The organism is Burkholderia sp. HI2500 (genome assembly GCF_002223055.1).
In the GTDB taxonomy this organism is placed as follows: domain Bacteria; phylum Pseudomonadota; class Gammaproteobacteria; order Burkholderiales; family Burkholderiaceae; genus Burkholderia.
The window spans coordinates 1-12,460 of record NZ_NKFL01000007.1; the positions used below are offsets into that span (position 1 = coordinate 1).

Annotated in this window: 13 protein-coding genes and 1 rRNA gene; 5 read left to right on the forward strand and 9 right to left on the reverse strand. The window is 64.7% G+C overall.

What is annotated here, in order from left to right:
- Nucleotides 1–4 precede the first annotated feature (4 nt).
- Nucleotides 5–117, forward strand: a 5S ribosomal RNA gene (gene rrf, locus CFB45_RS32315).
- Between the two features lie 137 nt (nt 118–254).
- On the opposite strand, the gene CFB45_RS32320 is transcribed toward rrf, so the two are convergent.
- The 4 genes from CFB45_RS32320 to CFB45_RS32335 all read right to left on the reverse strand — a co-directional run bounded on the left by CFB45_RS32320 (nt 255) and on the right by CFB45_RS32335 (nt 2,281).
- Entirely contained in the window at nt 255–971 is a 717-nt protein-coding gene (locus CFB45_RS32320) for an O-methyltransferase (RefSeq protein ID WP_089429232.1), read from the reverse strand.
- A gap of 105 nt (nt 972–1,076) precedes the next feature.
- Nucleotides 1,077–1,379 carry a 4Fe-4S dicluster domain-containing protein gene (locus tag CFB45_RS32325; protein ID WP_373452763.1) on the reverse strand — a complete coding sequence of 101 codons (303 nt, stop codon included), beginning with the start codon at nt 1,377–1,379 and terminating at the stop codon, nt 1,077–1,079.
- On the reverse strand, nt 1,376–1,684 hold the full coding sequence (locus tag CFB45_RS32330; RefSeq protein ID WP_089429233.1) for a hypothetical protein: 309 nt from the start codon (nt 1,682–1,684) through the stop codon (nt 1,376–1,378). The genes CFB45_RS32325 and CFB45_RS32330 overlap by 4 nt, the downstream gene beginning before the upstream one ends.
- A 12-nt stretch (nt 1,685–1,696) precedes the next feature.
- Nucleotides 1,697–2,281, reverse strand: coding sequence for an RNA polymerase sigma factor (locus CFB45_RS32335; protein WP_089429234.1), 585 nt, complete (start codon nt 2,279–2,281; stop codon nt 1,697–1,699).
- Between the two features lie 534 nt (nt 2,282–2,815).
- Here CFB45_RS32335 and CFB45_RS32340 point away from each other — a divergent pair.
- Nucleotides 2,816–4,645 carry a methyl-accepting chemotaxis protein gene (locus tag CFB45_RS32340; protein ID WP_089429235.1) on the forward strand — a complete coding sequence of 610 codons (1,830 nt, stop codon included), beginning with the start codon at nt 2,816–2,818 and terminating at the stop codon, nt 4,643–4,645.
- A gap of 49 nt (nt 4,646–4,694) precedes the next feature.
- On the opposite strand, the gene CFB45_RS32345 is transcribed toward CFB45_RS32340, so the two are convergent.
- The 4 genes from CFB45_RS32345 to CFB45_RS38735 form a co-directional block, all read right to left on the reverse strand.
- The gene (locus CFB45_RS32345) at nt 4,695–5,159 is read right to left on the reverse strand and encodes a GNAT family N-acetyltransferase (RefSeq protein WP_089429236.1); all 465 of its coding nucleotides are present in this window, start codon (nt 5,157–5,159) and stop codon (nt 4,695–4,697) included.
- Nucleotides 5,160–5,275: 116 nt separating this feature from the next.
- On the reverse strand, nt 5,276–5,647 hold the full coding sequence (locus CFB45_RS32350; RefSeq protein WP_089429237.1) for a nuclear transport factor 2 family protein: 372 nt from the start codon (nt 5,645–5,647) through the stop codon (nt 5,276–5,278).
- A 92-nt stretch (nt 5,648–5,739) separates the two neighbouring features.
- The gene (locus CFB45_RS32355) at nt 5,740–6,339 is read right to left on the reverse strand and encodes a hypothetical protein (protein WP_089430071.1); all 600 of its coding nucleotides are present in this window, start codon (nt 6,337–6,339) and stop codon (nt 5,740–5,742) included.
- Nucleotides 6,340–6,440: 101 nt separating this feature from the next.
- Complete coding sequence (locus tag CFB45_RS38735) at nt 6,441–6,632, reverse strand: hypothetical protein (RefSeq protein ID WP_144025250.1); 192 nt, start codon at nt 6,630–6,632, stop codon at nt 6,441–6,443.
- A gap of 92 nt (nt 6,633–6,724) precedes the next feature.
- Here CFB45_RS38735 and CFB45_RS32360 point away from each other — a divergent pair, with 92 nt between their 5' ends.
- From CFB45_RS32360 to CFB45_RS32370, 3 genes are all read left to right on the forward strand, one after another.
- Entirely contained in the window at nt 6,725–8,230 is a 1,506-nt protein-coding gene (locus CFB45_RS32360) for an aldehyde dehydrogenase (protein ID WP_089429238.1), read from the forward strand.
- 81 nt (nt 8,231–8,311) lie between these two features.
- The gene (locus CFB45_RS32365; protein ID WP_089429239.1) at nt 8,312–9,703 is read left to right on the forward strand and encodes an aspartate aminotransferase family protein; all 1,392 of its coding nucleotides are present in this window, start codon (nt 8,312–8,314) and stop codon (nt 9,701–9,703) included.
- A 301-nt stretch (nt 9,704–10,004) separates the two neighbouring features.
- Entirely contained in the window at nt 10,005–11,390 is a 1,386-nt protein-coding gene (locus CFB45_RS32370; RefSeq protein WP_089429240.1) for a purine-cytosine permease family protein, read from the forward strand.
- A 48-nt stretch (nt 11,391–11,438) separates the two neighbouring features.
- Here the strand turns inward: CFB45_RS32370 and CFB45_RS32375 are convergent, their stop codons facing one another.
- Nucleotides 11,439–12,458, reverse strand: a complete 1,020-nt coding sequence (locus CFB45_RS32375; RefSeq protein WP_089429241.1) for an AraC family transcriptional regulator — start codon at nt 12,456–12,458, stop codon at nt 11,439–11,441.
- Nucleotides 12,459–12,460 lie beyond the last annotated feature (2 nt).

Here is a 12,460-nt window from a genome sequence, read left to right on the forward strand (position 1 = left end):
TTTGCCTGATGACCATAGCGAGTCGGTCCCACCCCTTCCCATCCCGAACAGGACCGTGAAACGACTCTACGCCGATGATAGTGCGGATTCCCGTGTGAAAGTAGGTAATCGTCAGGCTCCCTAAGCCGAAAACCCCCGCCCGAAAGGCGGGGGTTTTTGCATTTGGGCGGCGGAAATGCACAAGGAATCGGAGCGGGCGGCAATGTTCTTTAGCCCGAGATCCCATGGAAGAACCGCATCGACGGCATCGCCACTCAACAAACGACGACCGTAAATTCGACTCCGGATTCAAAGTCCAGGGTCGTGGTCGAAAACCGCGGGTCGTTGTCGAGGTAGTGCTTGTACGGTCGAACGGCGTCCTCTGCTGTGTACATGTTGTCGGCCAGTACGACCGATCCCGGGCGCAGCAGGCGCTCGATCTGCTTGAAGAGCCTCAGATAGGCGTCGGCCCATACATCGATGAACACCATGTCGAAAGTGCCGTCCAGTTCGGCGACGGTCTCGAATACGTCGCCCTCCCGCATGTCGACATAGGCATCCAGGCCCGCCGTCCTGACGTGAGCGCGCAAATGTGCGCACTTGAGCGGATCACGTTCGGTCGCGACGACAACGCCACGGCCCAACGTGCGCAGCGCCTCGGCGAAATACAGCGTGGATACGCCGCATGAACTGCCAAGTTCAAGGATTCTGGCCGGTCGTTGCGAGAGCACCATGTTGCGCAAGAATCCGCCCGTTTCCGGCGACACGGCCAACGATAGCGGACTGCCTTCGGGGGAATCGAAGTCGTCGCTGGACAGCCCGACCGTTTCGAGAAACCGCCCCCGCAGACGGGGCGCGATCGCTTCGTATTCCTCGGCTAACGACAGAAAATCCTCGTTCGATCCCTGGAACTGCGCACGGGCGCGGGCGACGATTTCGGTCCGGCTCTCTTCGTGGAGCCGCTGCAGAAGAGCGATGGTGGGTGACGCCATGTGCGTTCCTTGAAGAGATTGATTCGGTCGACGCAGTATTCAGCGGCGGCATCTCTCATCAGAGATGCCGCGCTGTCGCTCGATATCGGCGATACACGGAGGTTGCTATACCGTACGGGCAAGCGTGATTGCGCGTTCGGGGCACGCCGTCACACACAGTCCGCATGACCGGCACGCGTGCGCATTCGGCGTATAGGCGACCTTCATTCCATGCACGCGCTGCTTCAGGCGATGCATCAGATCAAGGCCGAGGTAATCGACTTTGTCGATGCGCCGGATCTCGAACACGTTCTCGGGACAAACGGCGACACAATCCCCTTTGCCTTCGCAGCGCTTCAGATCGACGACCGGCGCAATCACACCCGGCTTCTGTTTGCAGCCGCCCGTTGATTTGTCGGGCATGTTCATTCTCCCGTGGGCCGGTTGCTGCCGGATCGCCACGCGGTCCGGAAATGCTCGCGTTCCTCGGGGGTCATGGACTCCCACTTGCGCCAGTGGCGTCGACCGCGCCAGCCGTGATGTCCGCGGAATCCGCCGAACAGGATGCGGCTCAACACGAGCAGGCCCAGCGCATGGGCGAAGTCGATCGTACGGGCGCCGACGAATAGCGCCGGCATGACCCAGTTCCATAACATCATGACGACCCATCCGAGCACGCCTATCGCGATCAACACGAGAAGCGCCTTGCCTGCACATCTGATTCGGAAATTCATCTGTCGATTCCTCTAGGTGTTATCCAGTTCGTCATAAATGGGCTGCAGTCGGGCACGCAAATGCAAGACCGCATAGCGTTTGCGAGCGAGCAGCGTATTGAGCGCGACACCGCTTTGTGCGGCCATTTCCTTGAAAGACTGGCCCTCCAGCTCGTGTGCGATAAATACCTCCCGCTGATTGGTCGGCAACTCGTCGAGCGCATCCTGCAAGGCCTTGAGCACGAGCGTGCGCGCATAGCGTGCTTCGGGGCCGGCATCATGCGCCGGTAGCGCGAGGTCCAGGCGATACTCACCGTTTGTGTCATCGTCGACCTCGGGCAGATCGGTCAGCGGCTGCTCCTTCTTCTTGCGAAAACGGTCAACGATGCGGTTGCGCGCGGCACGGAAAAGCCACGCACTCGCCTGCTCGATTGGCGCAGGAAGTCGATACGCCTGTACGAATTCGTGAAACACATCCTGCAGGATGTCCTCGGCGTCGTCCGGGTCGCGAATCCGACGCCGGATAAAATTCACTAGCCTCGATCGTTCACGCATCACTGTCGCTGTGATGTCGCGGTCTGGGTCGGTCATCGTGTGCGAAGTGGGTGGCGATTCCATGTACCTGAAGACGTTTCAGGCGCGCGAATATTGTGGCGAGAGAAAAAAATCTGCTGCCGAATGCGTCGGCCTTGCGGTGATACCCTTTATCGTTGGCTAAGCCGGGAGCGCACTTATCGTCGGCGGCTCGTCAAATACGCGTGCCGGAGCGGAATCGATGCCTGATCCCGTCTCTCGGCTTCGACACGCTGAACGAGATGCCTTTCTGCTACCGGCCACGCGGAAGTCGACCGAATCGCGATGCAGATAGACCGTCAAACCTCCGGCGAACCGGAACATGGCAACCTTCCGCGTATCCGGACGAGCGTTGACAGTTCTTCAAGGCTCCCTGCTACGCGCCCCGGTCAGTCCGCACGGTATCCGATCTTGCCGGATCGGCACGTCCGTCTTTCAATCCACGGTTCTGCCGATCCGTTGCGCACACTGGTCTGGCCAGTCAGGCCTTAAGTTCCCGCAGCCGCTGTCGTTAAACAGGACGTTGCCCGCTTTCGGCGAGCCCATTCATATAACGCGGTAACGGAGATCGAAGTCATCATGTTGTCCTCGATTCGTGCACGGATACTCGCGACCTGCGTCGCCATCGTGGTAACGGCGCTGGCCGTGACAGGCGGCCTGGTCTATTACGTCGTCAAGCAACACAACGACGCGACAATCGACCAGAATCACAAGTCGATCCTCGCCGGGCACGCGCTGGCGATCAACGAATGGGTGGCCAGCAGAGGCCGGGAAACCCAGGCACTCGCGGACACGATCCCGATCGGCGAGGGCGACCCGCTGCCGGCGCTGAAGTTGCTTGGGAAGTCGGGCGGCTTCGAGGTGTTGACGCTCGGCCTGCCGGACAAGACCGCGTTCTCGAACGTGCCGCTCGCACCCGGCTACGACCCGACATCACGCCCGTGGTACAAGCAGGCCGTCAGCGCCGGCAGCCTGGTCGTGACGGCACTCTATCGTGATGCAACGACCGGCAAGCCGGCTGTCGCGTTCGCGGTGCCCGTGGTGCGCGACGGCACGGTGAAGGGCGTGCTGGCCGCCAGCCTGTTCATGGAGAGCGTGAGCTCGATCGTCACCTCGGTACACCCGACACCCGCGAGCTTCGCATTTCTGGTGGACAAGAGCGGACGCGTGATTGCGTCGGCCAAGACCGACCTGATCATGAAACCGGCAACCGGTCTTTCGCCGGCACTCGACGCCGACCACCTCGGCGCGCTGCAAACCGCGTCCGAGCCCGTCGCGGTCGACATCGACGGCGCCACCAAGCTGCTGCGGGCCCAGCCGATCGCGGGTACCGACTGGTCCCTCGTGCTCGCGCTCGACAAGGCCGACGTGACGGCCGGCATGCGCGCGGTCGCGACGACGACACTGGCGGCGATCCTGATCGTGGCCGTGATCGCGGCCGCGCTCGTCGGCGCGATGACGAACGCGGCCTTCAAGCGCATCCTGCTGGTTCGCGACGCGCTGACGGATGTCTCGACCGGCAGCGGCGACCTGACGAAACGCCTGCCTGCCGACGGCGCGGACGAAGCCGCGCAGATCGCGCATGCGTTCAACCTGTTCGCCGAAAAGATCAGTACGATCCTGCTGCAGATTCGCGAGTTCAGCGAATCCGTCAACCTCGCGAGCGCCGAGATCGCGCAGGGCAACCAGGATCTGTCCGGGCGGACCGAGCATGCTGCATCGAGCTTGCAGGAAACCGCCGCCGCGCTCGAGGAAATCGCCGGCACGGCCCGCAACTCGGCCGATGCCGCGAGCCAGGTGAGCCGTCTCGCGGAATCGGCGTCGGACGTCGCGGTGCGCGGCGGCACGGTCGTCAGCGAAGTCGTCTCGACGATGAACGAGATCACGCAGGCGTCGAGCGAGATCGCCAACATCGTCGGCGTGATCGACGGCATCGCGTTCCAGACCAACATTCTCGCGTTGAACGCTGCCGTCGAGGCCGCACGTGCGAACGAGCACGGCCGGGGCTTTGCGGTCGTCGCGGGCGAGGTGCGAGCGCTCGCGCAGCGCAGCGCGCAGGCCGCCAAGGAAATCAAGCAGTTGATTCACTCGTCGGTCGAGAAGATCGAGGGAGGCTCGGGACTCGTCCAGACGGCCGGCACGACGATGAACGAAATCGTCGAGGGCGTGCGCAGCATCACGAGCGTGATTGCGGAAATTACCGTGGCCGCCAAGGAGCAGAGCACGGGGATCGAGCAGGTGAATCAGGCGGTGTCGCATCTCGACAATGCGACGCAGCAGAACGCGGCGCTCGTCGAGCAGTCCGCGGCGGCCGCGACGTTGCTGCGCGAGCAGGCCGCCAGGCTCGCGCAGACGGTCGGCGAGTTCAAGCTCGAGGACCGCCGCGCGATGACGTTGCAGTCAGCGTGAGAAGGGCGATACCGGGTGCGTCTGGCGGCGGTGCCGACGGACGTTGCAATCAGATCGTGATCCTCACGATCGGGAAGTACCTGCCCGGGACGACGCTCGATTCCTTTTCGCCGATTTTTTCGGCGCCGAGCGCCAGATAGAACGGAAGCGCATTGGGGTCCGCTTCGATCACGAAGCTCCTGATCCCTCTCGCGACGCTTTCCCTGCGGACCTCTTCCCACAGTGCCCGGGCGACACCGCGGCCCATGTGGTCGGGATGGACGAACAGCCATCCGGGCGTCGGGCGATCCGATTCCGATGACGCCCGGACCCAGAACCCGATGATTGCCGCGCCGGACTCCGCAACGTATCCGATCGACCCGTCGATCGTCTCCGGCGCAATCGTGAGATCGCTCTGCCACAAGTCCAGCCAGTCCTGCGGATAGCCCCAGTGTGCCTTCGAAATGCGAGCCAGCCGCGTGAGTGCGTCCGCGTCCGCGGTACGGGCAGCGCGTACGGTGAATGCTTGGTGCATCTCGTCTCCTGTGATGGTCGACACCTTCGTCGGGGTATCGCCCGGCTCGCATCGACTCAGCTCAACGCCGGATTCGCGGGGCTTGCCGACTCGAAGGAACGTCGCGCACGACGCAGCTACGCGACCTGCGATGCATGCCCGGCGACGATGCGCCAGCCGGCGGATGATCGGCGCCAGAGCCGAGTATAGGCAAACATGCCGTCGAACGCCGTGCCGTCGAAATGGCCGGCGAGTCTCGCCTTCGTCGTGGTCAGGATCATCTCGCCGATCGCGCATGCGCGTGTTTCCTGCACATCGAGCCTGTCGAGGCGCAGCAGCTTCGCGCGATGCGCGGCCAGGTCGTCCTCCTTCGAGATGACCTGGCCGGTCGGAACGGTGAACGCCAGGTCGTCGTCCAGCAACGCATCGAGCGCTTCGACATCGTTGGCCAGCATCGCGGCACGAAGCGCGATTTCACTGGGTTCGATCGCTGTACGGATTGCATCCATGTCAGGGCCTCGCATCGTCTCTGAAGGTCTGTGGTTCAGCTCATACCGGCGAGCAACAGCAGCAACGAACATACCGCACCGTCGGATACCGTCTACCGCGCGTTCGACAGCGATTGGCGCCGGACGAGCATCACCACGCAGATGCCGATCGACGCGATGACGTTGACGGCCGGATAGAACGCGACCGCGATGCTCCACGTGCTCAACGCCAGCAACGCCAGCGCGTACTTGAGCACGCACAGCGCGAAATACGTGAGGCTCTCGCTCCACGGATCGCGGATCGTCTTGCGGACGGTCGGGCCGAGGCCGGCCAGCTCGATCAGCGTGACCAGACAGATCGAGAGCGTCGGGTCGTTGGTCAGCATCCACAGCGGAATGGCCGACAGGGCCGCGACCAGGAAAAACCAGTCGACGCGGGTCCAGCCGCGTTCTCCCCGAAAGATGCTTGCCACCAGCGTTAGGAAGCAGGTAACGGCAATGGCTGCCGTGCACCACGCGGACGGCCCGGCACCCGCGACGAACTGGCCGGCCGCCGCGATCGCCGTGACGACCGACCACACGAGCCAGGTGAACAGATGCGGGCGAATCGTGCGCCGGTAGATGGCGAGCGCATACGGAATCGCCGCCAGCAAAGACACGGCCGTTCCTATCACGCCGAAGATCGAAGCGGCGCCATGATCGACATTCACCATCGTCAGCATCCTTGTTCCCACTGGCCGACCAGTATGTGGTTGGACTGGGCGGGGCGCAACGTCGTACCGGCCAGATGTCGTCGCGGATGACACGTCGAATCTCATCGGAAAGCCGACGCGATCGCACACAAACAAACGGCACCGGGATCGCGACGTGGCAGGAAAACCCACTGCACGACCGCGGAATGAATAGAAATAACCTCTTCAATGAGAAGAAAAACTGTTCTTTCAAATCTCTTTTTGACGACCGACAGTTTGCCAACCGGACGACTGCGGCGATGCGCGGCGGTCATGGGCATCGGTCGTGCCCGCTGGCGTCTTTCGTCGGGTCGAGTTCAGGCGCAGAACAACGCACAAACGCCTGGTCGTCAAAACGGAGTCTTGAATGAACCCAACTTCAGCAGAAACTCTTCAGCACGCGAACTGGAGACGCCTCGCGGCGCAAGTGGTGCCGAGAACACTCGCGCAAATCGGCGGGCGCGGCGTGCCGGCTCGAAGCGGTCGGACGTTCACCGCGATCAATCCGGCGACGGAGGCCGTCATCGCGGAAGTCGCGTCGTGCGATGCACCGGACGTCGACGACGCCGTGCGCGCCGCGCGTCACGCGTTCGAATCCGGCGTCTGGTCACGTTGCGCGCCGGCCGAGCGCAAGCGCGTGCTGTGCCGGCTGGGCGAACTCATCGCAGCGCACGGCGCGGAGCTCGCGCTGCTCGACTCGCTCAACATGGGCAAGCGCGTGGCGGACGCGTTCAGCATCGACGTGCCGGCCGCGGGCGGCCTGTTCAGCTGGTACGGCGAAGCCGTCGACAAGCTGCATGGCGAAGTCGCGTCGACGGACCCCGGCAACCTCGCGGTCGTCACGCGCGAACCGTTGGGCGTGGTCGGTGCCGTGGTGCCGTGGAATTTTCCGCTCGACATGGTCGCGTGGAAGGTCGCGCCCGCGCTGGCGGCCGGCAACAGTGTCGTGCTGAAGCCGGCGGAGCAATCGCCGCTGTCCGCATTGCGTCTCGCGGAACTGGCGCTCGAGGCCGGCCTGCCGCCGGGCGTGCTGAACGTCGTGCCGGGCTACGGCGAGACCGCAGGGCGTGCGCTCGGGCTGCATCCCGACGTGGACGTGCTCGCCTTCACCGGGTCGACGGCCGTCGGCAAGAAATTCCTCGAGTACGCCGCGCAGTCGAACATGAAGCAGGTGTGGCTCGAGTGCGGCGGCAAGAGCCCGAACCTGGTCTTCGACGATACGGACGATCTCGACCTGGCCGCACGCAAGGCTTGCTTCGGCATCTTCTTCAACCAGGGCGAGGTGTGTTCCGCCAACTCGCGGCTGCTGGTCCAGCGTTCGATTCACGATGCGTTCGTCGACCGGCTGATTGCGCATGCCGCCGCGTTCATGCCGGGCGATCCGCTCGATCCGGCGAGCGGGATGGGGGCCATCGTCGACGAGCAGCAGCATCGGCGCGTGCGCGAGTGGATCGCACGCGGCCGCGATAGCGCGACGCTCGCGATCGGCGGAGGCGCGCCGCGCGTCGACGGCAAGGGCTACTTCATCGAGCCGACGATCTTCATCGACGTGAAGCACGACGACCCCATCGCGCGCGAGGAGATCTTCGGGCCGGTGCTGTCGGTGATGGCGTTCGACACCGAGGACGAGGCCATCCGGCTCGCGAACGACTCGATTTATGGGCTGGCCGCGTCGCTCTGGACCGGCAGCCTGTCGCGCGCGCACCGCGTATCCGGGCGGCTGCGTGCCGGCACGGTGTCCGTCAACACCGTCGATGCGCTGAGCGCGCAGACGCCGTTCGGCGGGTTCCGCCAGTCGGGCTTCGGCCGCGATCTTTCGCTGCATGCGATCGACAAGTACACGGGCCTCAAGACAACCTGGATCAGTTACTGATTCGACGCGGCGGCCCGCATGCGGTTGCGCCGCGCAACACGACCACGCTTTTCATCCACACAACGAACCGGAGACTCGCCCATGAATGCGCCCAACTTTCCGCATCGTACGACACAGGACTATCAACGCAGCGACGCCGCGCATCACCTGCACGCATTCGTCGACCAGAAGGCGCTGAACGAGGAAGGCGCGCGCGTGATGGTGCGCGGCGAAGGTATCCATCTATGGGATAACGACGGCAACCGCTACCTGGACGGCATGTCCGGGCTGTGGTGCACCAACGTTGGCTATGGGCGGCCGGAGCTGGTCGACGCCGCCGCGCGGCAGATGAAGGAACTGTCCTACTACAACATGTTCTTTCATACGACGCACCCGTCGGTGATCGAACTGTCGGAGCGTCTGTTCGCGCTGCTCGGCAATCGCTTCAGTCACGTGGTGTATACCAATTCGGGATCCGAATCGAATGAAGTGCTGATTCGCACCGTGCGGCGATTCTGGGACGTGATGGGCAAGCCGGAGAAGAAGGTGCTGATCGGTCGCGTGAACGGCTATCACGGGTCGACGGTGGGCAGCGCGTCGCTGGGCGGGATGGCGTTCATGCACGAAATGGGCGACCTGCCGATTCCGAACATCACGCACGTGGACGAACCGTACTGGTACGCGAACGGCGGCGACCTGAGCCCCGAGGCATTCGGCAAGCAGGCGGCGCTGTCGCTCGAGCGCAAGATCCTGGAGATCGGTGCGGACCGCGTGGCCGCGTTCGTCGCGGAGCCGTTCCAAGGGGCGGGCGGGATGATCTTCCCGCCGGACGGCTACTGGCAGGAGATCGAGCGCATCTGCCGACAGTACGACGTGCTGCTCTGTGCGGATGAAGTGATCGGCGGTTTCGGCCGTACCGGTGAGTGGTTCGCGCACCGTCACTTCGGCTTCGAACCGGACCTGATCTGCATGGCCAAGGGCCTGACCTCGGGCTACGTGCCGATGGGCGGGCTGATCATGAGCCGGCGCGTCGGCGAGGCGCTGGTCGACAAGGGGGGTGTCTACGCGCACGGGCTGACCTATTCGGGGCACCCGGTCGCGGCCGCCGTCGCATTGGCCAACCTCGACGTGCTCGAGCGCGAAGGCCTCGTCGAGCGGACCAAGACGGATACCGGGCCGTACCTGCAGAAGGCGCTGCGCGATGCGTTCGGCAATCATCCGCTCGTCGGCGAGATCCAGGGTGTGGGCGCGGTCGGCGCGATCCAGTTCGCGAAGAACAAGGCGACGCGCGAGCGCTTTGCGAACGAGGCCGACCTGACCTGGCACAGCCGGACCGTCGGGTTCGAACTCGGCGTGATCGTGCGTTCGACGAACGGCCGACTGATCGTTGCGCCGCCGCTGGTGATCGATCACGCGCAAATCGATGAACTGGTCGACACGATGCGCAAGGCCGTGGATGCCACCGCGCGCGAAGTGCTCGGGATCGACTGCTGACGGATTGAGCGACGCGCTTGCGCCCGATGAGCGTCGGGCGCAAGCGCGCCAAACCACAGGATCCGGTTCGGCGACGAGCCAATTGCGTGCGGCCACCGGAGCGGCAACCTGACCGGGTGAAGACTGGGTGTCGTGGGCGGTGATCGCGATAGGGCGATGTGCCGCTGACTGCATATTGGTAAGGAATGCAAATGGTATGGCTCGCGCGTCGAAGTCCGCACGGCTTTGAGCCGGCCACGTATTCCCGGTCACCCTTCAGCTCCCGAATCCACGAACATCACAACAGAAACAAGGAGACGACATGAGTCAGGGCGAGTCCATTGCTCATCTCGAGGAAAGCACCATCCAGCCGATTCCGCTGACCGAGCGGCACGGCAGCGCGAAGGATCTGTTCACGATCTGGTTCGGGTCGAACATCATGATGCTGACGATCGTTACTGGATCGCTCGCGACCACGGTGTTCAAGCAGCCGTTCTGGTGGGCGGCGCTCGCCACGCTCGTCGGCAGCCTGATCGGCGCGGTGTTCATGGCGCTGCATTCCGCGCAGGGGCCGCAGCTCGGCGTGCCGCAGATGATCCAGACCCGCGGGCAGTTCGGGTCGTTCGGCGCGCTGCTCGTGGTCGGGCTGGTGGTCGTGATGTATGTGGGCTTCTTCGCGTCGAACTGCGTGTTCGGCGGGCAGGCGCTGCACAGCCTGAACGCCGGCATTCCGCTCGATGCGGGCGTGGTGGTGATCGGCCTGATCAGCCTGCTCGGATCGATCTACGGCTACAAGCTGATCCACGCGTATGCGCGGCTGTTGAGCTGGTGCTCGGGCAGCGTGCTCGTGCTGGCGTTCGTGTGGATCATCTTCGTGCACGGACTGCCCGCCGATACGTTCTCGAAGCATTCGCTGAACCTGTCAGGGTTCCTGGGCGCGATGTCGGTCGCCGCGCTGTGGCAGATCGCCTATGCGCCTTACGTGTCGGACTATTCGCGCTACCTGCCGCCCGATACCGGGCCGCGCACGGCGTTCTGGTCGAGTTACTGGGGCTGCGTGGTCGGCTCGTTCTTCCCGATGCTGCTCGGTTGCCTGGTGGGGCTCGCGACGCCCGACGGCAATGTCGTGAGCGGCCTCACGGGCCTCACGCAAGGGATCAGCGTGCTCGTGATCGTCGTGCTGTCGTTCGGCATCGCGGCCAGCAATGCGATGGAACTGTATTGCGGCGCGCTGTCGGCCATCACCGTGCTGCAGACGCTCTTTCCATCGTGGTCGGGCAAGGCGCGGGCGCGGGCGATCACCGCGATCGTCCTGTGCGGCATCGCGCTCGCGATCGCGCTGTTCGGGCAGGACAATTTCCTCGCCGGCTACACGAACTTCATCCTGCTGCTGCTGTACGTGCTCGTGCCGTGGACCGCGATCAACCTCGTCGACTATTACCTCGTGTGTCACGGCGAGTACGACGTCGACTCGTTCTTCCGGCAGGACGGCGGCATCTACGGGCGCTTCAATACGATTGCCGTTGGCTCGTACTTCATCGGCATCGTCGCGCAGGCGCCGTTCATGGCGACCGATCTCTATACGGGCGAACTGGCGAGCCGGCTGGGCGGCGCGGACGTGTCGTGGATCGTCGGTTTGTCGCTGACGTCGCTCGTCTACTACGCGGGGTGCAAGCTGTTCTCGCGGCCGCTGCAGGGCGTCGCGTGAGCGTTTCCGTGCCGGCCGGGCATTCGGTGTTGACGACTGCCCGCCGCATCATCCGTTCGCGACCCCCGGCTCCCCCTCCGCCGCATGCACGTCCCGCCGGAACGCACCCGGGCTCGTGCCTGTCCATTTCCGGAATGCGCGATGAAACGCGCTCGGCTCGGTGAAGCCGAGCTCGGCCGCGATCTCCGCGACGCCGAGCGCATGCCCGCGCAGCAGCGACTGGGCCAGCGCGCCGCGCAGCTCGTCCTTGATTGCCGCGAAGCTTTGCCCTTCGCTGCGCAGACGCCGCCGCAGCGTCGCGGGCGTCGTGCCGAGGCGCACGGCCAGCGTATCGAAGTCGGGCCACTCCGCGGCCGGTAGCGCCTTCAACTGCGCGCGCGTCTTCGCGACCCAGCCCGTATCGTGCCGGTAGCGGACGAGCAGGTTGCCGGGCGCGCCGCGCAGGAAGGTCTTCAGCGCCTGCTCGGAACGGATCGTCGGCAGCGCGAGGTATGCGGCGTTGAACGCGAGCCGGCTGTCGGGCCGGTCGAAATGCACGGGCACGCCGAAGAACTGGTGATAGTCGCTGCGCTGGCCGGGGCTCGGGCACGCGAAGTCGATGCGCTGCAGCGGGATGCGCCGGCCGATCAGCCAGCACGCGACGCCGAGCAGGATCAGCCAGAACGTCCGGTACGCGAACGCCGGGTAGGGCGCGCCCGTCTGCGTCAGCACGATCTGCGCCTGCCCATCGGCCACGACGAGCTCGCCATGCGGCTCGTCCAGCACCACGCGCAGGAACTGCAGCGCGCGCCGCAACGCCTTGTCGAGCGTGCCGGCGTGCAGCACCGCATGGCACAGCAGCGTGAAGCTGCCGCGCCGCATCGGGCGCGCGGCGAGCCCGAAGAATTCGTCGTCGAGCGCACCGGCGATCGCGAGCCACAGCCTGCCGTACTGCTGCGGCGTGACGGGCTCGCGCACGGCGGCCGGCAGGCCGGCGGCACGCAGCACGGCCTCCGTCGGAAGGCGTTGCCGGCGCAGGCACGCGAGCGCGTCGTCGACGAAATCCGGCGAAATCATCTGCGGCCCCATTT